At 52.0% G+C, this 22,026-nt stretch carries 19 protein-coding genes and 2 pseudogenes; 18 read left to right on the top strand and 3 right to left on the bottom strand.

Annotated features, from left to right (window positions below):
- Positions 1 to 75 precede the first annotated feature (75 nt).
- On the bottom strand, positions 76 to 1,722 hold the full coding sequence (gene pckA, locus DB847_RS01050; RefSeq protein WP_108649049.1) for a phosphoenolpyruvate carboxykinase (ATP): 1,647 nt from the start codon (positions 1,720 to 1,722) through the stop codon (positions 76 to 78).
- 235 nt (positions 1,723 to 1,957) lie between these two features.
- On the opposite strand from pckA, the gene nanA reads away from it, so the two are divergent.
- From nanA to nanR, 6 genes are all read left to right on the top strand, one after another.
- Entirely contained in the window at positions 1,958 to 2,857 is a 900-nt protein-coding gene (gene nanA, locus DB847_RS01055) for an N-acetylneuraminate lyase (protein ID WP_108649050.1), read from the top strand.
- A gap of 36 nt (positions 2,858 to 2,893) precedes the next feature.
- Complete coding sequence (locus DB847_RS01060) at positions 2,894 to 3,790, top strand: ROK family protein (RefSeq protein WP_108649051.1); 897 nt, start codon at positions 2,894 to 2,896, stop codon at positions 3,788 to 3,790.
- A gap of 139 nt (positions 3,791 to 3,929) precedes the next feature.
- Positions 3,930 to 5,402, top strand: coding sequence for a sodium:solute symporter (locus DB847_RS01065; RefSeq protein WP_108649052.1), 1,473 nt, complete (start codon positions 3,930 to 3,932; stop codon positions 5,400 to 5,402).
- 223 nt (positions 5,403 to 5,625) lie between these two features.
- Complete coding sequence (nanQ, locus tag DB847_RS01070; RefSeq protein WP_108649053.1) at positions 5,626 to 6,099, top strand: N-acetylneuraminate anomerase; 474 nt, start codon at positions 5,626 to 5,628, stop codon at positions 6,097 to 6,099.
- Positions 6,100 to 6,290: 191 nt separating this feature from the next.
- Positions 6,291 to 7,502, top strand: a complete 1,212-nt coding sequence (gene manA / locus DB847_RS01075; RefSeq protein WP_199911681.1) for a mannose-6-phosphate isomerase, class I — start codon at positions 6,291 to 6,293, stop codon at positions 7,500 to 7,502.
- Positions 7,503 to 7,548: 46 nt separating this feature from the next.
- Positions 7,549 to 8,262, top strand: coding sequence for a transcriptional regulator NanR (gene nanR / locus DB847_RS01080; protein WP_108649054.1), 714 nt, complete (start codon positions 7,549 to 7,551; stop codon positions 8,260 to 8,262).
- Positions 8,263 to 8,333: 71 nt separating this feature from the next.
- Here nanR and hslO read toward each other — a convergent pair whose 3' ends face one another.
- Both hslO and hslR read right to left on the bottom strand, forming a co-directional pair.
- A complete protein-coding gene (hslO, locus tag DB847_RS01085; protein WP_108649055.1) occupies positions 8,334 to 9,224 on the bottom strand; it encodes an Hsp33 family molecular chaperone HslO in 891 nt (296 codons plus the stop codon).
- 17 nt (positions 9,225 to 9,241) lie between these two features.
- Positions 9,242 to 9,649, bottom strand: a complete 408-nt coding sequence (gene hslR, locus DB847_RS01090) for a ribosome-associated heat shock protein Hsp15 (protein WP_108652879.1) — start codon at positions 9,647 to 9,649, stop codon at positions 9,242 to 9,244.
- 489 nt (positions 9,650 to 10,138) lie between these two features.
- Between hslR and gspC the strand changes: the two genes are divergently transcribed.
- The 12 genes and pseudogenes from gspC to DB847_RS01155 all read left to right on the top strand — a co-directional run bounded on the left by gspC (position 10,139) and on the right by DB847_RS01155 (position 21,552).
- Positions 10,139 to 11,041: a type II secretion system protein GspC gene (gspC, locus tag DB847_RS01100; protein WP_108649057.1), complete on the top strand. Its 903-nt coding sequence runs from the start codon at positions 10,139 to 10,141 to the stop codon at positions 11,039 to 11,041.
- A gap of 1 nt (position 11,042) precedes the next feature.
- A pseudogene (gene gspD, locus DB847_RS01105) lies at positions 11,043 to 13,162 on the top strand (type II secretion system secretin GspD).
- A gap of 47 nt (positions 13,163 to 13,209) precedes the next feature.
- A pseudogene (gene gspE, locus DB847_RS01110) lies at positions 13,210 to 14,695 on the top strand (type II secretion system ATPase GspE).
- A gap of 1 nt (position 14,696) precedes the next feature.
- Positions 14,697 to 15,929: a type II secretion system inner membrane protein GspF gene (gene gspF / locus DB847_RS01115; protein WP_108649058.1), complete on the top strand. Its 1,233-nt coding sequence runs from the start codon at positions 14,697 to 14,699 to the stop codon at positions 15,927 to 15,929.
- Between the two features lie 20 nt (positions 15,930 to 15,949).
- Entirely contained in the window at positions 15,950 to 16,384 is a 435-nt protein-coding gene (gene gspG, locus DB847_RS01120; RefSeq protein ID WP_108649059.1) for a type II secretion system major pseudopilin GspG, read from the top strand.
- 3 nt (positions 16,385 to 16,387) lie between these two features.
- Entirely contained in the window at positions 16,388 to 16,978 is a 591-nt protein-coding gene (gene gspH / locus DB847_RS01125; protein ID WP_108649060.1) for a type II secretion system minor pseudopilin GspH, read from the top strand.
- Complete coding sequence (gene gspI / locus DB847_RS01130) at positions 16,965 to 17,342, top strand: type II secretion system minor pseudopilin GspI (RefSeq protein ID WP_108649061.1); 378 nt, start codon at positions 16,965 to 16,967, stop codon at positions 17,340 to 17,342. The genes gspH and gspI overlap by 14 nt, the downstream gene beginning before the upstream one ends.
- Positions 17,339 to 17,995 carry a type II secretion system minor pseudopilin GspJ gene (gene gspJ / locus DB847_RS01135; RefSeq protein ID WP_108649062.1) on the top strand — a complete coding sequence of 219 codons (657 nt, stop codon included), beginning with the start codon at positions 17,339 to 17,341 and terminating at the stop codon, positions 17,993 to 17,995. The genes gspI and gspJ overlap by 4 nt, the downstream gene beginning before the upstream one ends.
- Positions 17,992 to 19,116 (top strand): type II secretion system minor pseudopilin GspK, encoded by a 1,125-nt coding sequence (gspK, locus tag DB847_RS01140; protein ID WP_108649063.1) that lies wholly within the window; start codon positions 17,992 to 17,994, stop codon positions 19,114 to 19,116. Before gspJ ends, gspK begins: the two co-directional genes overlap by 4 nt.
- The gene (gene gspL / locus DB847_RS01145; protein ID WP_108649064.1) at positions 19,113 to 20,300 is read left to right on the top strand and encodes a type II secretion system protein GspL; all 1,188 of its coding nucleotides are present in this window, start codon (positions 19,113 to 19,115) and stop codon (positions 20,298 to 20,300) included. The genes gspK and gspL overlap by 4 nt, the downstream gene beginning before the upstream one ends.
- The gene (gene gspM / locus DB847_RS01150) at positions 20,297 to 20,803 is read left to right on the top strand and encodes a type II secretion system protein GspM (protein WP_108649065.1); all 507 of its coding nucleotides are present in this window, start codon (positions 20,297 to 20,299) and stop codon (positions 20,801 to 20,803) included. Before gspL ends, gspM begins: the two co-directional genes overlap by 4 nt.
- Entirely contained in the window at positions 20,800 to 21,552 is a 753-nt protein-coding gene (locus DB847_RS01155) for a type II secretion system protein N (RefSeq protein ID WP_108649066.1), read from the top strand. Before gspM ends, DB847_RS01155 begins: the two co-directional genes overlap by 4 nt.
- Positions 21,553 to 22,026: the final 474 nt, after the last annotated feature.

The raw sequence follows: 22,026 nt of genomic DNA on the forward strand, positions 1-22,026 counted from the left end.
TTGAATTTTGCAGGGGAGGAGCAGAGGATTTCAAGAGGAAAAGAATAGAGCGGGCTTAAGCCCGCTCCAAAAATGTTATTCACAGCAGATACTGTCTTCCTGCAGTTGTGGTCCTGCTGCAATCAGTTGCTTGCCCTCTTCATTATCTGTGTATTGCACAAAGTTCTTAATGAAGCGGCTTGCAAGATCTTCAGCTTTGGCTTGCCATTCGCTTGGATCGCTGTAGGTATCACGAGGATCCAAAACGTTAGGATCCACATTTGGCAGTGAGGTTGGTATCTCCAGATTAAAGATAGGCAACTGTTTGGTCTGAGACTTCTCAATGGAGCCATCGAGGATCGCATCGATGATAGCCCGGGTATCCTGAATCGAGATCCGCTTGCCGGTGCCGTTCCAGCCGGTATTTACCAGATATGCTTCGGCGCCAACGGCTTCCATTCGCTTAACCAGCTCCTCACCATACTTAGTGGGATGCAGGGTCAGGAATGCCTTACCAAAACAGGCGGAGAAGGTTGGCTTGGGCTCGGTGATCCCACGCTCGGTACCTGCCAGCTTAGCGGTAAATCCGGAAAGGAAGTGATACTTGGTCTGATCCGGAGTTAGTTTGGCAACCGGAGGCAGAACGCCGAACGCATCTGCGGTCAGGAAGATCACCTTCTTGGCATGGCCACCCTTGGAGATCGGCTTGACGATGTTGTCGATATGATCGATCGGGTAGGAGACTCGGGTATTTTCAGTGGTTGAGCCATCGTCATAATCAATTTTACCGTTGGCATCGACGGTTACATTCTCCAGGAGGGCGTCACGGCGGATCGCGTTGTAGATATCCGGCTCAGCCTCTTTGGAGAGATTGATCGTTTTGGCGTAGCAGCCACCCTCAAAGTTGAAGATCCCGTCATCGTCCCAGCCATGCTCATCATCACCGATCAGTCGGCGCTTTGGATCCGTAGACAGGGTTGTCTTACCGGTGCCAGAGAGGCCAAAGAAGATGGCGACGTCATCCTGCTCACCCATGTTGGCGGAGCAGTGCATCGAGGAGATCCCCTTCAGAGGCAGGAAGTAGTTCATCATGGCGAACATACCTTTCTTCATTTCGCCACCATACCAGGTGCCACCTATGACCTGCATCTGCTCGGTCAGGTTGAAGACGGTGAAGTTCTCGGAGTTAAGGCCCTGCTCCTGCCATTTAGAGTTGGTACATTTGGCGCCGTTCATCACCACGAAATCGGGCTCAAAATCTTCCAGCTCGGCCTCGGTGGGGCGAATGAACATGTTTTTCACAAAGTGAGTTTGCCAGGCGACCTCGGTGATAAAACGGATCTTCAAGCGGGTGTCCGGGTTGGCTCCGCAGAAGCAGTCCAACACGAACAGACGTTTGTCGGAAAGTTGCTCTGTAACCAGGCCTTTCAGGTGATTCCAAACTTCGGTTGTGATCGGTTTGTTATCATTAGGAGCTTCAGGAGTGGTCCACCACAGAGTGTCTGCAGTCACAGAGTCTTTGACTATGTACTTATCTTTTGGGGAACGGCCGGTGAAGATCCCTGTGTCTACTTTCACTGCTCCGGACTCGGTCAGGACACCTCGCTCATAGCCTTCCAGGGCCGGGCTTAGCTCCTCATTGTACAGGTCATCATAAGAGGGGTTACGGACGATCTCTTTGACACCTGTAATACCATATTTGGCCAGTGCATCAATAATTCCTTTATTCGTAGCTTGGGTCATTCCTTTCTCCTGCATCTGTTATCGCGCGTGATTAGATCTTGTCTCAGGTGACTCTGAGTCTACCCATTTTACAAAAATTTAAAACGATGGATCTCAAATTCCTGACATTTTGTGGACAACAGTTTTGACTCAAGCCTTGAGGTGTAGATCACAAAACAGGCAGCTATGTTGTGCCCATGTAAATAAATGCTGGTATAACAGGTTGACGGTATACCACTTAATGATTGGAGAGATGATGAATCAACACACTTTATCCGGGATCTACAGCGCACTTTTGACCCCTCTTGACTCGCAGCGAAATGTCGATGAAGCCAGTCTGCGAAGACTGATCCGCTTTAACTTGCAGCATGGGGTTGATGGTCTTTATGTCGGAGGTTCCAGCGGCGAGGCATTTCTCCTGAATCTTGAGGAGAGGCAGCAGATCATGGAGGTGGCGGCACAGGAATTAAAAGAGCAGGGTCGATTGATCGCCCATGTCGGTTGCATCAGTACCAGAGATAGTGTTGAGCTTGCCCGGCATGCCGCTGAACTCGGGGCTGATGCTATATCTGCGGTATCTCCCTTCTACTATGGTTTTCGTTTTTCAGAGATAGTTGATCACTATCGAGCGATCATTGATGCAGCCGGGGGAACGCCTATGGTGGTCTATAACTTCCCGGCGATGAGTGGTGTCAACTTATCTCTGGATCAGATCTCAACTCTGCTTGAATTACCTCAGGTGATTGGTCTTAAGCAGACCTCGGCAGACCTGTATCAGATGGAGCAGATCCGAGCCCGTCACCCGGATAAAGTTCTATTTAATGGGTTTGATGAGATTTTCACCTCAGGTCAGTTGGCGGGCGCCAATGGTGGAATCGGTAGCACCTATAACCTGATGGGGTGGCGATATCTGGATATTCAAAAATCCCTGTTGGCTAACAATATTGAGAGGGCAAAGAAATTACAATCCTCCTGCAACCGGGTCATTGATCGCTTGATTACGGCAGGAGTCTTTTCCGGATTAAAAGAGATGCTTTGCCACCTAGGTGTGATTGATACCCCGTTCTGCCGCCAGCCTTTCCATGGTGTAGATTCTGCCTTGAAAGAGGAGCTACATACCCTGGCTTTCGAGCTGAATGCCCAAAGAGGCATCTGATTCCCCTAATAACTGTAAACAGCTAAGGATAGAGATATGCAAAGAGTTGGTATCGATCTCGGGGGAACCAAGATTGAAGCTTTAGTGCTCAATGATGAGGGTAGGGAGTTAGTTCGGGTGCGAGTCCCGACTCCCCGCAGTAGTTATGATGAATTATTGGATACCCTGCAACAGCTGGTGGAGCAATGTCAGCGGGAGTCTGGTGTCATTGAGCGCATAGGTATTGGGCTACCCGGGGCTATTTCGCCTGATAGTGGCAGAGTCAAGAACGCGAACTTACAGATCCTCAATGGCCAGGATCTCGTGAGAGACCTGGGAGCTCGTTTTACTCAACCCGTGAGCCTTGCAAACGATGCGGATTGTCTGGCTCTTTCTGAGTTTCATGATGGTTCTGCGGCTTCGGCACAAAATAGCTGTTTTGCTGCAATCCTGGGAACAGGATGTGGTGGAGGGGTTATTGCCAATGGTCGTCTTGTTTGCGGACCAAACCGGATCGCTGGTGAGTGGGGCCATAATCCCCTCCCTGGGTATCGGACTGAAGTTGATGGGAGGGTCATTCCCTGCTATTGCGGCAGACCTGCTTGCCAGGAGAGTTTTATTTCCGGGAGCGGATTCAGTGGGACCTTTAACCGAAAATATGCCACAGATCTAAAATCTGAAACCATTATCTCCCTGATGCGTGATGGTGATGAGCGAGCGGTGGAGCATTTTGAGCTCTACTGCGATCAATTAGCACGTGCCTTTGCTGCCATTATTAACATACTTGATCCTGAGGTGATCGTGGTTGGTGGCGGGTTCTCGAACGTCGATGAGATCTATCAACGCGTTCCTGAGCTCTGGACTCAATATGTGTTCTCTGATTCGGTTCATACCAAGCTTAAAAAAGCGCTGCATGGTGACTCTAGTGGTGTTCGCGGCGCCGCCTGGCTATAAGGATTCACCATCTCTGTGATGCGGGTAATTTCAGTGCTATAAACAGGGATTAAAAATATAAAGATATTCATGTGAAACATCGCTTGCTTACCTATTAGCGAATAAATTAATTTGTTTCTATATAAGATGGATAATAAATATGGAACATCTCAATTTGATTGTTATTTCAATATATTTACTAGGCGTTCTGGGGATTGGTGTTTTTTTTGCTAAACGAAGTGGTAAAAACACTGATAGCTTTTTTAAGGCAGGAGGTCGAATCCCAGGGTGGGCCGCAGGCTTTAGTATTTGGGCAACAACATTAAGTTCAATTACTTTTATGGCGATTCCTGCTATGGCATATAAAGGTGATTGGATCTTCGCAGTTGGTAATTTGTCGATCTGCTTGCTGGCTCCATTTGTTTTTTACTATATAGTTCCATTTTTCAGGAAGCTTAATGTAACCTCTGCATACGAGTATCTTGAGTATAGATTTGATGTTCGGATGCGTTTACTTGGCAGCCTGTCATTTATGTTGTTTCACATCGCAAGAATTGCGATTGTGATCTACCTTCCTACCTTAGCTATAGTCGCTGTGACAGGTTATAACCCCTATATGATCGCTGTTGGTATAGGGATCCTTTGTGTGATCTATACATTCCTGGGAGGAATCGAGGGAGTAATCTGGAGTGATGTCATCCAGGGGATGGTGCTGCTCGGAGGAATCATTATCTCTTTAGTCATTGGCTTGTATCATATTCCGGGAGGAATCGGTGAAACAGTCAAGATTGCTGTCGAGCATAATAAGCTATTAAATAGCAGTGAGATCCCATGGAGCTTTGTAAAGCTAACTATTCCGGTTATGTTAATTGGGTCTCTTTTTCAAAACCTATACCAATATATTGGAAGCCAGGATGTAGTTCAACGTTATGGTACGACAAGCTCGATGAGTGATACTAAGCGATCTCTATATATCAATGCATGGCTGGCATTTTTTTCGACCCTGCTTTTTTTCAGTATGGGGACGGTGCTTTATGTTTATTACTTTGTCCACCCGCAACTTCATTCGACGCACCTCAATAGTGACTCAATCTTTCCATACTTTATCGTTAACTCATTACCCAATGGCGTATCGGGGATTATTATTGCTGCTATCTTTGCTGCTTCTCAGTCTACAATTTCAAGCAGTTTAAATAGTATTTCCGCTTGTTTTACCACGGATCTGATGAAGCGTTTTCATCCTGAGGGTTCGGAGAGACACTATGTCCTCCTGGCTCGGGTTGTGATTATCCTGGTCGGTTTACTTGGGATCGGGATCAGTCTGTATATGATTGCCACAGATCAATCTGGGATCCTGATGGTATTTCAGAGTGTCCTGGGCTTGTTTGGAGGGCCGATTGCGGGAGCATTCTTGCTGGGAATCTTCAGTAAAAGAGGCAATGCGAAGGGGTGTCTCACCGGGACCCTGCTGAGTGTGATTATTCTCTATTTTGTGAAGATGAGCTCGCTAACTTTTCTCTATTATGGGATGGTTGGGGTTTGCTCCAGTCTGATTCTTGGATACCTGTTTAGTCTGGTATTCGGGTCAACGAAGGAGCTTGAGCCAGAGCTGACTATCTATAACAACAGCTAATGCTGCTTTGGAGAGAGTAACAGGGCTTTGACGGAGTGTGTTCTGTAGACTGTGGTGAGACCCAGATCACGTTTTTGCCCTGTGAGCAATCCAAGATTGGGAGACCCTTGGTATATAGTGGGGCAGTTTGCGTTTTGTGACAGGTTTCTTGCCGGAGCAACGGCTGGCTCCTGTTCGAATTGCAATCTCCTGTGTGTGGTGAAGGATAACCTTTGGAGGAAATATGTTTTTTGCATCTTTGAGTGATCATCAGGCAGACGCACGCTTACCTAAGGTTCTGCAATCTGTGTTGGAATACCTTCGGCAAACCGACTTTTCCAAGCTGGAGCCGGGCCGTCATGCCGTAGAGGGGGATAAGATTTACGCTAACCTGATGAGCATTGAGACTCAGCCTAAGCAGGAGAAGCGTCCGGAAGTGCATCGCAACTACCTGGATGTGCAGTTCCTGATTGAGGGGGAGGAGCGGATCGGTGTGACTCTGGCAGACAGCGGGCAAAAGGTTGCCACTGAGTATGATGCCGAGCGCGATCTGATGTTCTATCAGACCCCTTCGAATGAGAGTGAGCTTCTGCTATCGGCAGGGATGTACGCCGTATTTTACCCTGGTGAGTTGCATACACCGGCCTGTTGCATTGATGAGCCTAAGGCGATCCGCAAGGTGGTGATGAAGGTCCACCGGAGCTTGTTGGATAATTAATTGGAAGTGTTTGATATCTGTTGCTGATGTTTGGGTTTATTGATCGCTGGCATGCAGTCAATCCTTCCTCGGAAGCCCTTCTAGCGCATTCATGCGCTAGAAGGTCGGTGATGTTGAAACTTGCAGGTCATCATAGGAGCAACTGATTTGAGGCATTCCCAACTAATTTTATTAATTGAAGAGAGAGAGTTATGTCTGTTTTTGCTATGCGCAACCCGATCCAGCCTTATGCCTGGGGAAGCACCGATTCGATAGAGAAGTTGTTCGGGATTGCCAATCCTCAGCAACAGCCTCAGGCAGAGGTCTGGATGGGGGCCCACCCTGCTGCCCCCTCCCTGCTTGCGGATGGTGAGGGCAGTGAGCTCCCTCTTGACCAGCTGATTGAACAACAGGCTGAGCTCTATATTGGCGAGGATGCGCAGCAACGCTATGGGAAGCGTTTGCCATTTCTGTTCAAAATCCTGGCCGCAGCTAAGCCCTTGTCTATTCAGCTACATCCAACCAAGGCTGCGGCCGAGGCCGGATTTTCCGCCGAGAATGCCCGGGGAGTCGAGCTAAGCGACTCCTGTCGCAACTATAAGGATGATAACCACAAACCAGAGCTGATCTATGCTCTGACCCCGTTTAAGGCGATGCATAGTTTTCGTCCTCTTTCCGAGATGTTGGAATATCTCGCAAGGCTGGATGCCGCAAAACTGCCTGCTTCCTATGCAAGACTACGCGAACTGGGTGACAGTGAGAGTCTTAAACAGTTTTTTGCCGATCTGATGAGCCTTGAGGGAGAGGCGAAGCAGCGGGCGCTGCGTAACCTGATGGCGGTTGCCCGCGGGCGCGATGAGCTCGCCTTTCGCACCGTGATGGAGCTTTATCAATACTATCCCGGAGACATTGGCCTGTTCTCCCCTTTGCTGCTGAACGTGGTCGAGATGCAACCGGGGCAGGCTTTGTTCGTCGATGCAGGGGTGCCCCACGCCTATCTTCAGGGAACCGGTCTTGAGATCATGGCCAACTCAGATAATGTGCTCCGCGCCGGGCTTACCCCTAAGCATATGGATGTTCCAGAGCTTCTGGCAAATACCCGATTTGAGCCAGTACAACCGGAAAGTTTGTGGGTTGAGCCCAGAGTCTCTGGGGATGAGAGTGTGTTTGAGGTGCCGGTGAATGACTTTAGTTTTTCTCTGCATCGGCTTAATGGCTCCCTTGAGCGCCAACCTTCTCAGGCAGAAATCTTGCTGTGTGTTGAGGGGGAGCTTGAGGTTGAAGCTGATGATCAGAGTCAGATCACCCTCAGGCAAGGCGAGTCCTGCTTTATCGGTCAACCGACTCAGTGGTATCAGATCAAGGGCAGGGAATTATCGCCCGCGCATCTCACCAGTTATAAGGGACAGGCTTTTATTTATTAAGGTGTCAGCCTATCATACCGTCAGTTGTTCAGATGGAGAGTTGAAAATGAGTGGTAAGCTTCGCACCCGCCCGGTATCCCGCAAGAAGCTGTCAGATATGGTTGAGGAGCAGCTTGAGTCGATGATCCGCAGCGGTGAGTTTGCGGAGGGAGAGAAGCTTCCTTCGGAGCGAGAGTTGATGACTCTGTTTGAGGTGGGCCGTCCTTCGGTGCGTGAAGCTATGGCCAGTCTTGCTCGTAAAGGCCTGCTCAAAATCACCAGCGGGGAGCGAGCCAGGGTGACCTCACCCTCACCGGATGCGATCTTAGGTGAGCTCTCAGGGCTGGCTCGCGATTTTATGGCTAAGCCCGAGGGGATTGGCTATTTCGAGCAGCTAAGAGAGTTTTTTGAATCAAGTTTGGCACGCTATGCGGCTGAGCATGCCGGTGACCGGCACTGCAATGAGTTACGTGACGCCGTTGAAAACTGCCGGTTAGCGATCGGTAAGGAGCCCTTGTTTAGCGATTGTGACATCGAGTTCCACCGGATTTTGGCTACAATTCCTGAAAACCCGATCTTCCTAGCGATTCATCAGGCTCTGGTGAACTGGCTGATTACCCGGCGCGGTGAAACAGACGATCTGGAATCCTGGCATCAGAGAGTCTACCGGGAGCACCGGGCCTTGTGTGAGGCGATTTGTCAGCATGACATTGATGCGGCTGAAAAGGCGCTGCGACAGCACCTGCAAAACCTCTATCATGAGCCACAGGGCATGGAGTGATCTCCTGCCTCCCTTATAAAAAAAGCCAGCATACTTGATGCTGGCTTTTTTATTGCTTCGTTAGCTGGATATTACTGCTTGGTATCTGAGCTACCCTGTTGCTTGGCGATAATATCCATCACCTGCTCGGCCCCAAACTTATACTGCTCACCACAGTAATCGCAGTTAACTGAGATCAGCCCCTGCTCTTCAAGGAGCTGGTGGAGCTCTTTTGCATCAACCAGTGACAGAGCCTGGGCGCTTCGCTCTTCGGAGCATGGGCAGTAAAAGTTGACCGCTTGAGGGTCAAACAGGCGAACCTGCTCCTGATGATAGAGGCGGTAGAGTAGCTCCTCGGCTTCTAATCCGAATAACTCCTCATCTTTGACTGTTTCCGTCAGTTTGGAGAGATGATCCATATCCAGCAACTGTTGCTCTTTTTGTTCCTGCTCGACAGGCAGAGCCTGGAGCAGCATGCCGGCAGCGTGGGCCTTGCCATCATGCTCTCCGGTTCTCAGCCAGATCCGGGTTGGCAGCTGCTCTGACTGCTCGAAGTAGTGCTCCAGAGTTTGGGCCAGGGTTTCTCCCTGTAATGGAATGATTCCCTGGTAGCGCTCACCCTGCTCCGGGGTGATGGTGATCACCAGCTGCCCCTCTCCGGTGAGGCTGGTAAAGTCATACTCATTACCCAGAGGCTCTTTCCAGCGAGCGACACCTCGCAGCTGTTGGTTGTTGTTACCATCGATTACCGCCAGGTGGACAGGCCCTTTACCCTGAAGCTGTAGCGTGATCTTGCCGGAAAATTTCAGGGTTGCAGTCAGTAGGCTAGTCGCTGCCAGCAGCTCTCCCAGTAGGATCTGTACCGGCTGAGGGTATTGCTGAGCCTGGATGATCTGCTGATAGCTGTCACACAGTTGGACCAGCTCACCACGGATATGCTCCTGCTCAAACAGGTAGCGATAGAGGTTGTCTTGCTTGCTCATAAATCGTGATTAAACCTTTACTGATTTTTAAAACGGATCAATTGGCGGCGCTGTTTTTTGTCCGGGCGACGCTCGGGACTGGGTGAGCGGCGAATATCCAGCTCACGCTCTTTGGCACTTTGTTGTGCCAGGGCAATACTCTGCTCAGTTTCCTGGTAAAGTTGCTGTGCCAGCGGGGCAGACTGGCGCTTATCATAAAGCTGCAACACCTTTACCTCGCGCTCTTCCTGACCTTGCCTGAGTTGTATCAGAGCTCCAAGCTCTACAATCTTGCTGGGTTTGGTTCGCTTGCCGTTGTAATGAACCTTACCGCCCTGGATCATGTCACGTGCCAGGGCGCGAGTCTTATAAAAGCGAGCAGCCCACAACCACTTGTCGAGGCGAACCTTGAGTTCCTCTGCTGATTTTGCCGATCCGTTTGCCATAATACTGGTGATTGCCAAAAAAACTGTCATTATAGCAGAGATAGCTGCCATAAGTTTAGGCTCTGCTGACGTTGCAATTTTGAACCTGCTTCCCCTGAAAATGGTCTGTTCGCGACGCGAATCACGCGGTTTAGTTGCTCTAAATAAGTGATGAGCAACAATGAACAGGGCTTTTTCAGGCGCAACCCGGAGGGCAGTGGCTATTTTTTCCCTCCATCGGCGTTATCAGATGTTCATGTAGAGCGACTACACCACACATCTTCGGCCTTGCTGGATGAAAAAATTGCCAACTGCAGAACCAAACCTGTATCGTCAACAGAGCCTAAGATTGGGGTCACCTGAGAGGATTACAACCCGGGCAAGTCATTCTTAGGCTACATTGATAGGATATAACACAAACAGGCGCATGCTTTGTGAGGGATAATAAAGCGTGTATAGTGCGGCGCTAATAACGCGTTCAAGACAATCAATTTCTATTATTTTCTATTTATGGGAACAAGCCAATTTACTGCGCAGCTTGAACAGCTGCTACGTTATTCAGGGAAGATTCCGGCTAAATATTATAGCCAGACCTTACTCTTTATATTTATGCTCCTGATCTGTCAGCAGTTGGCTGTAACCACCTGGCGCCTTCTCCCGGTCGGTGTGCCTGTGACCAGCTGGCACCCCCATGCTGTGACCTCCGACAATAGCCAGAACAGACTGGATATCGACAGTCTGATGGGGCTCAATTTGTTTGGTAAGGTAGCGGAGAAAGATCCCAAAGAGTTTGATGTGAAGAGTGCACCTATAACTCAATTGAATCTTCGCTTAACCGGAGTGCTCGCCAGCAGTGTTCCCAAGCTCTCTATCGCCATTATCGCTGGCAGCAGTGGTTCTCAGGCCAGCTATTTTATTGGTGACTATGTTAGTGGTACCCAGGCAAGAGTGCGGCGGATCTTAGGGGATCGAGTTATTCTTTCGCTGAATGGTGTCAACCAGACTCTGATGCTGGATGGTGCCGACTACAATGAGTCAGTCCCTCATCCCGGGCTTTCAACAAAGCCAAAGAGTCATCAGCTCTCTGCCAGCATGCGTGAGACCCTGATGAAAGATCCGGCCAAGATTGAGCGCTTTATCAAGATCCAGCCCTGGTACCACAATCGCAAGGTGATCGGCTATCGGGTCGGTCCCGGCCTTGAAGGTGGGCTACTCGAGCAATTGGGGCTCAAAAAGAACGACATCATCGAATCGATCAATGGCTATCAGTTGAATGATAAGCAACAGTTATCCCAGATTATGAGTGAGCTTCCCGAGTTGGGAGAGGTCACGGTTACCGTAAATCGCAATGGTCAGAGTCAACAGCTTCAAGTCAAATTGAAGGATCAACAAGATAAAGAGTCCGAGAGTTAACATGATTGTGAGTGGCATTAAGCGAGTATTCCTGGTTTCGCTGCTGAGTATCTTCCTGCTGCAAACTGCTGTGGCTGCTGAGTTTTCTGCAAGTTTTAAGGGAACCGATATCCAGCAGTTCATTAACACTGTAGCTAAGAATCTTAATAAGACGGTGATTATCGATCCCCAGGTTCGTGGTCAGGTGAATGTACGTAGCTATGATCTGCTCAATCAGCAGCAGTACTATCAGTTTTTCCTGAATGTGCTACAGGCTTATGGCTTTGCAGTGGTCCCGATGAAAAATGGTGTGCTCAAGGTGGTTCCTTCGCGGGTGGCGCGGATGTCGGCGATTCCGGTCGCTAGTGCCAAACACCCGGGAATGGGGGATGAGATGGTCACCCGGGTTGTCCCCCTGAGCAATGTGACGGCCCGTGAGCTGGCCCCGCTGCTGCGCCAGCTGGTGGATAACTCTCAGGGTGGCAGCGTGGTGAGCTATGACCCCTCCAACGTGTTGATGTTGACCGGAACCGCGGCGGTGGTCAATCGCTTGGTGGATATCATCCATCGGGTGGATACCGCCAAAGATCAAAAGATGGATATCGTGCGTCTTAAGTATGCATCGGCTTCCGAGGTGGTACGGATCATCACAGGTCTGAACAATCAGCCGGGCCAGGCGCTGAGTCCCGCAAGCCTGTTGCTGCGTCCGACCGTGGTGGCTGATACCCGTACCAACTCTGTGGTGGTCAGCGGTGATATTAAGGCACGTCAGCGCACCGTAGCACTTATCCGTAAGTTGGATCAGGACCAGACCTATAAGGGGAATACCCGGGTCTTTTATCTTAAATACGCTAAGGCCGAGGAGCTGGCCAAGGTGCTGCAGGGGATGACCAAGACCCTGGTTGCCGAGAAAAAAGGCGCCCAGAGTGCGGCGCCCGGCGCTGGTGATAAGGGCGTTAGTATCGAGTCCGATAAGACGATGAATTCCCTGGTGGTGACTGCGCCGCCGGATATCATGAAGTCAATTTCAGGGGTGGTGGATAAACTGGATATCCGCCGGGCCCAGGTGCTGATAGAGGCGGTGATCGTCGAAACCCAGATGGGTGATGGGGCAGATCTCGGGGTGCAGTTTGGTAAGGTGACCGATGGCATGGTGGGTGGAGTGCAGTGGACCAATGGCACCACGCCTTCTCTGAGCCAGATTGGGATTGCTTACAAGGACTCACAGCCCGGGACATCTTCAACAACTACAACAACGGATCCAACCACAGGGGCTGTCACGACAACATCCAATTCGACTGAGGGGGATTATACAGCCCTTGGGAAAGTTGCCAATGCTCTCAATGGTATGGCGATGGGCTTCTACAATGGTGATTGGGCAGGTCTGGTGACTGCCATTGTCACCAACAGCCATAATAATATCCTGTCGCGCCCTAGTCTTGTGGTGATGGATAACACCAAGGCGAAATTTATGGTGGGCCAGGAGGTTCCTGTAAAGACTGGCTCTGCGGCGAGCTCTGACAATACAACCCCTTTACCACATACGATCGTAAGCAGGTTGGGACCTCACTGGAGGTAACACCACAGATCAATGAAGGGGACTCGGTTCTGCTGAAGATCAAGCAGGAGGTCTCTAGTGTGGCCCCTTCCAAGGGCAGTGCGGTGGATGTGGTGTTTGACAAGCGGACACTCGATACCAGTGTGCTGGTGAAAAGCGGTGAAACGGTAGTCCTGGGTGGTTTGATTCAATCCCAAACCCAAGAGACCCATTCCAAGGTGCCGCTTCTGGGTGATATCCCGATTCTGGGCTACCTGTTCCGATCCACTTCTTCATCGGTTAACAAGAGAAACCTGATGGTCTTCGTCCATCCGGTGATCCTCAGAAGCGATGCCCTCTATAGCCAGCTTTCAGATCAGAAATACAGCTGGTTCCGCGCGATGCAGCTGGAGAGCGCCAAGAAGGGGCTGGATCTTCTGCCGGATGCCAAGCTGCCGGTGATGCCTGAGTCGCTGGGGACTACGGTGATCTCGCCCGAGATGAAGAAGACTCTTGAGGAAAACTCCGCCAAAGCCTCAGACAAGACGGCCAGTAGCTCGGGTGATAAAACCTCTGGCAAAACCGATGATAAGGCTCACTCATGAGTCAGCAGGGCCTTGACCAGCTGACGGGTGAGCTGACCCCTGAGCTGATGGAGGAGGAACTCACCCCGGTTGCCGGGGGATTTCCCTTTGCTTATGCGCGCAATCAGGGGGTGATCCTGGAGCATGAGGAGGAGCAAACCATTTTGTTCCACCGCGCCGATACGCCGGCTGCTGCAATTTTGGAGGCGCGACGTATCTCGCGGGCGCCCTTCGTGCTGAGCTGTCTTGAGGATGAGCAGTTTGAACTCAAGTTGATGGAGAGCTACCAGCGAGACTCTTCAGAGGCGCGCCAGCTAATGGAAGATCTCGGAAACGAGATGGACTTCTTTGCCCTGGCGGAAGAGCTTCCGGAAAACGAAGATCTGCTGGAGTCCGATGATGATGCACCTATCATCCGTCTCATCAACGCCATGCTCAGTGAGGCGATCAAGGAAGAAGCCTCGGATATCCATATCGAGACCTTCGAGCGTAACCTGGTGATCCGTTTTCGCATCGACGGAGTGCTGCGGGAAATTTTGAAGCCGCACCGCAAACTGGCACCCCTACTGGTGTCGCGGATCAAGGTCATGGCGCGGCTGGATATTGCCGAGAAGCGGGTCCCCCAGGATGGGCGGATCACCCTGAGAATCGGTGGCCGGGCGGTGGATGTGCGGGTTTCGACCATGCCGTCGAGCCATGGTGAGCGGGTGGTGCTGCGTCTTTTGGATAAGAACAGCGTGCGTCTTGAGCTGGAGCAGCTCGGGATGACCCAGCGTAACCGCGATAGCATCGCCGATCTCATTCGCAAACCCCATGGGATCATCCTGGTGACGGGGCCCACCGGTTCGGGTAAGAGTACCACCCTGTATGCGGCGCTCTCAGAGATCAACAGTAAAGATCGCAACATCCTGACGGTTGAGGACCCGATTGAATTTGATCTTGAGGGATCGGTCAGACCCAGATCAACTCCAAGGTCGATATGACCTTCGCTCGTGGACTCAGGGCCATCTTGCGACAGGATCCGGATGTGGTGATGGTTGGGGAGATCCGAGATCTGGAAACAGCCCGCATCGCGGTGCAGGCCTCGCTGACCGGACACCTGGTGATGTCGACCCTGCACACCAATACTGCCATAGGTGCCATCACCCGTCTGCGGGATATGGGGATTGAGCCCTTCCTGCTTTCCTCCTCGCTGCTTGGCGTTCTGGCCCAGCGACTGGTTCGGACCCTGTGCCACGAGTGCCGGGACCCCTATAGTGCCAGTCCGGCAGAGCGGGAATTGCTGGGGGTACCCTCAGATCAGCAGGTGACCCTCTACCACGCCCGGGGTTGTGAACACTGTAACCAGTTAGGTTACCGGGGGCGTACTGGGATCCATGAGCTGGTATTGGTTGATGACAAGGTTCGTGAGGCGATCCATCAGTGTGAGGGGGAGCAGGCGATCGAGAAGATGATCCGCGGCGATGTTCCTTCGATTCGTCAGGATGGTATCGATAAGGTGCTGGCAGGGTTACCACTCTGGAAGAGGTCCTGCGGGTAACCCGAGAGGATTAGCATGGCAGCATTTGAATATAAAGCACTCGATCCCAAGGGACGCAGCAAAAAGGGTCTCATCGAGGCGGATACTCAGCGCCAGGTTCGCCAGAAGCTTCGTGAGCTTGGGTTGGTTCCGGTTGAGATCACCGAGGCGGCCGCCCAGAGTAGCCGCAGCAGTACCAATGGCTCGGTGCGCAAGCCTTTGTTTCAAAGACGCATTGGCGCCGCAGAGTTGGCACTGATCACCCGCCAGCTGTCGACCCTGGTGGCGGCGGCACTGCCGATCGAGGAGGCGCTCAAGGCGGTTGCCCAGCAAAGCGAAAAGCCCAAGCACAAGGCGATGCTGACGGCGGTTCGGGCCAAGGTTCTGGAGGGGCATAATCTGGCAGATAGCATGGCGCAGTTCCCCTATGCCTTCGATCAGCTGTTTTGCGCCATGGTGGCAGCCGGTGAAAAGTCTGGTCATCTGGATAAGGTTCTCAACCGCCTGGCAGACTACACCGAGCAGCGTCAGCATATGGGGGGCAAGGTTTTGCAGGCCCTGGTGTATCCGATCGTGCTCACTATCGTTGCGATCGGCGTGGTAGCTATTTTGCTGACCGCAGTAGTTCCTAAGGTGGTGGAGCAGTTTACTTACATGGGCCATGCTCTGCCCTGGACCACCCGCTCTCTCATCGGTATCAGCTCATTTTTGAGTGAATTCGGCCTGCTGATTTTGGCGATCATAGTTCTGGGGATGATCGGTTTTCGACTCTGGCTCAGAAAGCCGCAAAACAGTGAAAAGTACCATCGCCTGATCTTGCGATTACCCATTATCGGCAGGGTGAGTCGGGGATTGAATACCGCGCGGTTCGCCAGGACCTTAAGTATTCTGAACACCAGTGCCGTGCCTTTGCTGGAGGGAATGAAGATCGCCAGTGGTGTATTAACCAATCGCCACGCCTGCCGCCAGCTTGCAGAGGCGACCGAGCGGGTACGTGAGGGGGGCAGCCTGTGGGTTGCTCTGGATCAGACTCATCTTTTCCCCCCGATGATGCTACACATGATCGCCTCGGGTGAGCGTAGTGGTGAGCTGGGGTCGATGCTGGAGCGTGCCGCAGATAACCAGGATCGGGAGTTTGAGTCACAGGTTACCATCGCCCTGGGGGTATTTGAGCCCGCATTGGTGGTCAGCATGGCCTGTATCGTTTTGTTTATTGTTCTTGCAATCATGCAACCTATGTTGGCATTGAACAACATGGTGAGCATGTAACTTTGTTGTCGGAGGATTGAATGCAAAGGCGTCGTCAGTCGGGCTTTACCTTGCTCGAAGTCATGGTAGTTATCGTAATTTTGGGGATTTTGGCCAGCATCGTGGTTCCAAACCTGATGGGTAACAAGGAGAAAGCGGATCATCAGAAAGCGGTCACCGATGTGGTTGCTCTGGAGAACGCTTTGGATATGTATAAGCTGGATAATGGCGTGTATCCAACCACAGAGCAGGGCTTAGAAGCCCTGGTGACTAAACCAACTTCAGATCCGATTCCTCAGGATTATCGTCAGGGAGGCTATATCCGTCGCCTGCCAAACGATCCCTGGAATCACCCTTATCAGCTGCTGAGCCCGGGTGAGCATGGTGCGATTGATGTGTTCAGCATGGGGCCGGATGGTCAGGCGGGAACCGATGATGACATCGGAAACTGGAACCTGGGCAAGAAAAAGTCTTAATTGATGCGCCAGCGCGGCTTCACCCTGCTTGAAGTATTGCTGATCGCCCTGCTGATCGGGATGGCGGCAACCGTGGTCCTGATGAATATTGGGCCGGGCGAACAGCATAAGCAGCTGGAGCTGCAGGCTCGTCGCTTTGCCGGGGTACTGCGCCTGTGTGAGCAACAGGCGGTGCTGGGAGATCAACAGCTCGGGGTGAGGCTGGATAGCGATCAATATCAGATCATGAAGTACCACCCCAGGGATCAGTACTGGGGGTATTGGAAAAAGCAACGTTTTACCACGCAGCAGAAGATGCCGGATGGGATGGTGCTGGATTGGAAACTGCAGGATCAGCCCTGGAGCAAGCTCAAGGAGCAAAAGGATGATGAGCTGTTTTCTGATGATTCTCTTTTCAGTGATGAACCTCTGTTTGGCGAAAACAAGAAGCCCAAGCTACCACCTCCGCAGATCGTCATTGATAGCAGTGGTGATGTGAGCCCTTTCACCCTGACATTCTCCCTGGAGCGAGAGCCGGATTCTGCCTGGCAGGTCAGGGTGGACGATTTTGGTGATGTGACGGTTCAACGCGAGGCACAAGATGATGCGTCGTAACCAGGGGATGACTCTGCTGGAGGTGATGATCGCGCTGGTGGTGTTTGCCATCGCCGGGCTGGCGCTGATGGAGATGACCTCGGGGGATCTCAATAACATGCAGCGGCTTGAGCAAAAAACCGTTGCCAGTTGGATTGCTCATAATCAATTGGCGACCATCCGCCTGAATAAAGATTGGCCTGATGGTGGCTGGCAGGGAGAGAAGGTGAAGATGGCTGGGCGTGACTGGTATGTTCAATGGGAAGGAAAAGCCGCCGGCTCCGAGGATATTCAGAGTAAATTTCGCCAGGTGACGGTGCAGGTCAAACCCTCGGAAGACTCATCTCAGACCCTGATCACCATGAAAAGCTTTATCTCCAAATGAGACGCAATCACGGATTTACCCTACTGGAGGTTTTGATCGCGATTGCGATCTTTGCGGTGTTTAGTATCAGTGCTTACCAGGTGATGCACGGGGTACTCAACAGTGATCAAACCGCCAAACAGCATGGGGAGCAGCTTCAGCGTCTGCAGAGGGTGTGGTTGATGATGAGTCGCGATTTCGAGCAGGCGGTTCCCCGTACCTATCGGATCTCGGGAGCTCCTCCTAAGACGCGGTTTGCTGCGGCGCAATACCTGGGAGAGAGTCAGGATTGGGGGGTGATGTTTGTTCGAAGCGGTTGGTCTAATCCACAGCAACTGCTGCCCCGTTCAGATCTGCTAAGGGTTGGCTATGTGGTTAAAGATGGCGTCCTGGAGCGCCAGAGTTATCTCTACCCGGATCCCATCGATTCGGCGATACCCAGAGTCCAGAAACTGCTCAAGGAGGTGAGCGACTTTGAGCTTAAGTTTTATAGCGATGGTCAGTGGCTGGATAGCTGGCAGGACTCAGAGAAGCTGCCAGGCGGTGTTAAGGTCATCTTGACCCTGAAAAAGTTTGGCAAGATTGAGTGGGTATTTGAGATGCCGAACAGCGCCTGGAAAAAACAGAGCAGTTCGGACAGTAATAACAACTCAAGCCAGGATAGTGACTCATGAGGTATCAACAGCGATCGCCTCAAAAGCAAAAGGGAGTTGCGCTGTTGGTGGTGATGCTGCTGCTTGCGGTGATGGTGGTGGTGGCGACCGGCCTTAACGAGCGCTTTCGAATGGATCTGCAGCGTACCAGTAATCTGGTGTTTTATGAGCAGGCGAAACAGTATGCCCTGGGTGGTGAGGCGTATGTTCCCTTACTGCTGAAAAAAAGCCTCAAAGATAAGAAGACGGTTAACCTAGGGCAGGACTGGGCTCAGGAGCTGGATATGCCGGATAACCCGGGGGCTGAGGTTGGACTGCCTCCGGCTCACCCGGATCAGGACAAGGACGAGTTTGATGGTAAGCCCTATAAGCGCAAGAAGATTATGCGTGGTGCCCGGACACAGATCATCGATCTGAGCAACTGCCTGAACCTCAATGCTCTGACCGCAGCCCCCGGAGCGACTTATCAAAAATCAGATGATAAGGATGGTGGCAAGGATAAAGAGAGTAAAGACTCTCAAAATAGTGGTGTAGTGGCGCGCAAGGTGTTTATTCAGCTGCTGGAAAATCAGGGAGTGGGTTCAACCCGTGCCAAGGTGATTGCCGCTTCAACGGAGGACTGGATCGATAGCGATCAGATCCCGCGAACCAATGGGGCTGAGGATGAGTACTATTCGGCACTGGCAGTGCCCTATCTGGCCGGAAATACCCAGATGGCCGATAAGTATGAGCTCAGGGCTATCAAAGGGATGACGGCCAAGCTTTATCAGCGGATCGTCGGGCAGATTTGTGCCCTACCCGAGCAGAGCTTTAAACTGAACGTGAATACCATTAAAAAAGAGCAGTTTCCCCTGCTGTTAGCTGTGCTGGGATGGGGGCCGGATCGACTCAAGCAATTGGCGGATGTGATCAAGAACCGTCCCGAGGATGGCTGGAAAACTGTTCAGGAGTTTCTGCAAAAGGTTGGCTCAGGGGGAGATAGTAGCTCTGAGGTTAGTTCCAGCCTGGATGTGACCAGCAACTATTTCGAGGCCCGGACCCAGGGGTTTTATAGTGGCGCCAGCGCCCGAATTGTGAGTTTCTATCAGCGGCAGGATGACAAAGTAACCTTGATCGGCCGCCGTATTGGAGGATTTGAGTGAACGAGAAACTGGTGATCAGGTTGGCAGAGCATGCCGAGCAGCCGATTCACTGGCTGGTCTGGTCAAAAGATCAATCAGAGGTGATCGCTTCGGGCTGTATTGAAGGTGTTTCTCGCCTGACCGATCTTCAGAGCCAGGCGAGTGGTCGGGGGGTGATAGCTCTGGTCCCCGGAAGTGATTTTATTTTCCGCCAGTTGACCCTGCCTGGTCGTTACAGTCCCCAGGCACTTAAGGCATTGCCCTATCTGCTGGAGGAGGAGTGTGCCTCGGATGTTGAGAAGTTGCATATTTCGGTTCTCAGCCGCAGCGGCTCTGAGCTGCAGGTGGCTGCGGTTGATGATGAGCGGATGCGAGAGTGGCTTGGCTGGCTTGAAGAGGCTGGCTTTGAAGCCGAGACCCTGCTGCCGGATGTGTTGGCATTGCCACTCATTTCTCAGGGGCAGTGGAGCGCTCTGCAGCTCGGAGAGCAGTGGTTGATCCGCCAGGATGAAACCCGGGGCCTGGTTGCAGAAGCGGCCTGGCTTGCACCCCTGATGGCGAGTTTTGGTGAGGAGCAGGGGGTTGTATCTTTGACTCCGGCACCAGAGGCCTTTAGTGGAAGCTGGCAAACCGAGCTTGCCGAGCTTGCGATGCAACCCCTGGCCGAGGGGGCGATTGCCAGCCGCTATACCCTGTTGCAGGGAGCTTATCGTAAGCTGCCCGAGTATTCCAAGCTGATTAAATTATGGCTGGCTCCGGCGATTGCTCTGGTGGCGCTGTTTTTGATTGTGTTATTCAGCCGGGGGATTGAGCTGTATCAACTCAACGCCCAAAAGCAACAACTCACGGCGCAGACGGCTCAGATCTATCGCCAGCTGTTTCCTGGTGAGCACCGAATCGTTAATGTGCGCGCCCAGATGATGGCGCACATGCGTCAATATCAGCAGCAGGGTAAGCAGCAGGGCTTTTTAAAGATGTTGGACCAGCTACAGCCCGGCTTTGAGGCGGTAAAAGATCTGGAGTTAACCGGGATCAACTATGATGGGCGACGTGGCCAGCTCCGACTGAACGTGCGAGCCGATGGGCTTCCCTCATTTGAGAAGTTCCGTGATGCAGTCGGCAAAAAGTACCAGGTTAAATTTGGTGAGATGAGTCAGAAAGGCAAGAAGATGGAAGGGGCTTTGACTATCAGGGGGCAGGGATGAAGGAGATCCTGGAACGTTATAGCGCACCTTTGATGCAGCAGTGGAATCAACTTAACTCCCGTGAAAAGAAACTGGTTTCCTGGGCCGGGGTTGCGATTGTGATCTGCATATTGTATTGGGGGATCTGGCAACCCCTGAATACCAGCGTGGTTAATAGCAAGAACCAGCTTGCCGGGGCGGAGCAGACTCTGCAGTGGATTAAAGAGCAGGGGAATAAACTGGCGAGTTATCGTGCCAGTAACTCCATCCAGCCAATCCCAAGAGGAAGCCTGGAGAGCGCCGTCGATCGCAGTGCCCGCAATCACCAGATCCAGATCACCCGCATCCAGCCTCAAAAGGACAGGGTGGATGTATGGATTGAGAATGTGAGTTTTAATCAGTTGCTTGGGTGGTTGAGTATGCTTCATCAGCGTGGTGTGACCGTGCGGCTGTTGGATCTGAGTAAGACCAGTGAGCCTGGCTATGTGAAGGTACGGCGTTTACAGCTGGGGTTAGCACTATGAAAAAACCTATTGCTTGGATCATGACGGCTGTGGTGCTCTATCTGATTTTTCTGGTGGCCTATCTGCCTGCAGGGTTTGTATGGCGCTATCTGCCCCATCCTCAGGGAATTGAGCTTACCTCGGTGGATGGAACTGTATGGAATGGCCATGCCAGTGCCTTGCAGTGGCCTGGCGGGGTACTTCATCAACCCGATTGGTCCCTCGGTTTCTGGCCTCTGCTGATGGGCAAACTCAACAGTGATTTTCAGTTTGGTCAATTTGGCGGGATCCGTGGCCAGGGTCAGCTGTCACTGGGTTTTTCTTCTCTGGGGGTGAGCGATGGAAAACTGATTTTACCCCTGGAGCAGCTCAGCGAGCTCAATCAACAGGCGGCAATCGCTGGCCTCAAGGGGGAGCTGCGAGTGCAGGTCGGCTCTTTAAAAATGAGTGATGGGAAATGCACCGAGCTTCAGGGACGAATAGCAGGCTCTGCAGTCGAGGCGAATCCGGGATTTGGCCGGCTCAAGCTTGGACAGATCAATGCCAAGTTAAGTTGTCAGCAGGGAGTGGCAACCGCCAATATCAGCCAGAAATCCAAGGAGCTTAAATTCGATGGTGTGCTGACCATTCAGCCCAACGGCAGCTATCAGCTCAAGGGAGCGATGACCCCGCTGGCAGACTTCCCACCTTCACTAAAATCCTCTCTGGCGTGGATCGGCAAGATGGATCCCCAGGGACGCTATCATATCCAATATCGGGGACGCGCCTGATTTGATTTGGGGGCGCAGCCCCCAAGTTCCTCCGTCAGCCATGCTGGCAGCTGTATATCTCTTTGGTCCTTCGGACAGAGTTTTGTGCCTACGGCACAGTTGCCGCTGCCGAGCGGCGGCGGGAAAAGGGTATTGCTTGCCCAATACCCTCTTCACTCCCAAGGACACCCCGATATTTGCTTCATCAGATTCACTAACGGTCAGACAGAACATCCCTGTTCTGGCTGCCCTTCAATCACATCCTTGTGATTGATACGCTCATCAACAATGAAGCATTCGGCGCAAATAAACGGGGCTCAACTTCCCCCGTAAGAGAGCGCCGAAGTGAGCCGTAGAGGATTAAGTCTGAGCAACAGGACGTTGCGAAAGCGTAGTTAGGCCATGGACGGCCTGTCTACGCGGTGGCTTAATCATCAGGTGAGTCGAGGGCTCAGCGAGATCCGGGGGCGAGGGGATTGCATGCCGTTAACACCA

Origin of the sequence: Dongshaea marina (genome assembly GCF_003072645.1) — a bacterium.
Taxonomy (GTDB): Bacteria; Pseudomonadota; Gammaproteobacteria; order Enterobacterales; family Aeromonadaceae; genus Dongshaea; species Dongshaea marina.

Coding starts and splice junctions, on each gene's coding strand:
- pckA (WP_108649049.1), bottom strand. CDS start 1,722: ATGACCCAAGCTACGAATAAAGGAATTATTGATGCACTGGCCAAATAT.
- nanA (WP_108649050.1), top strand. CDS start 1,958: ATGAATCAACACACTTTATCCGGGATCTACAGCGCACTTTTGACCCCT.
- DB847_RS01060 (WP_108649051.1), top strand. CDS start 2,894: ATGCAAAGAGTTGGTATCGATCTCGGGGGAACCAAGATTGAAGCTTTA.
- DB847_RS01065 (WP_108649052.1), top strand. CDS start 3,930: ATGGAACATCTCAATTTGATTGTTATTTCAATATATTTACTAGGCGTT.
- nanQ (WP_108649053.1), top strand. CDS start 5,626: ATGTTTTTTGCATCTTTGAGTGATCATCAGGCAGACGCACGCTTACCT.
- manA (WP_199911681.1), top strand. CDS start 6,291: ATGTCTGTTTTTGCTATGCGCAACCCGATCCAGCCTTATGCCTGGGGA.
- nanR (WP_108649054.1), top strand. CDS start 7,549: ATGAGTGGTAAGCTTCGCACCCGCCCGGTATCCCGCAAGAAGCTGTCA.
- hslO (WP_108649055.1), bottom strand. CDS start 9,224: ATGAGCAAGCAAGACAACCTCTATCGCTACCTGTTTGAGCAGGAGCAT.
- hslR (WP_108652879.1), bottom strand. CDS start 9,649: ATGGCAAACGGATCGGCAAAATCAGCAGAGGAACTCAAGGTTCGCCTC.
- gspC (WP_108649057.1), top strand. CDS start 10,139: ATGGGAACAAGCCAATTTACTGCGCAGCTTGAACAGCTGCTACGTTAT.
- gspF (WP_108649058.1), top strand. CDS start 14,697: ATGGCAGCATTTGAATATAAAGCACTCGATCCCAAGGGACGCAGCAAA.
- gspG (WP_108649059.1), top strand. CDS start 15,950: ATGCAAAGGCGTCGTCAGTCGGGCTTTACCTTGCTCGAAGTCATGGTA.
- gspH (WP_108649060.1), top strand. CDS start 16,388: ATGCGCCAGCGCGGCTTCACCCTGCTTGAAGTATTGCTGATCGCCCTG.
- gspI (WP_108649061.1), top strand. CDS start 16,965: ATGATGCGTCGTAACCAGGGGATGACTCTGCTGGAGGTGATGATCGCG.
- gspJ (WP_108649062.1), top strand. CDS start 17,339: ATGAGACGCAATCACGGATTTACCCTACTGGAGGTTTTGATCGCGATT.
- gspK (WP_108649063.1), top strand. CDS start 17,992: ATGAGGTATCAACAGCGATCGCCTCAAAAGCAAAAGGGAGTTGCGCTG.
- gspM (WP_108649065.1), top strand. CDS start 20,297: ATGAAGGAGATCCTGGAACGTTATAGCGCACCTTTGATGCAGCAGTGG.
- DB847_RS01155 (WP_108649066.1), top strand. CDS start 20,800: ATGAAAAAACCTATTGCTTGGATCATGACGGCTGTGGTGCTCTATCTG.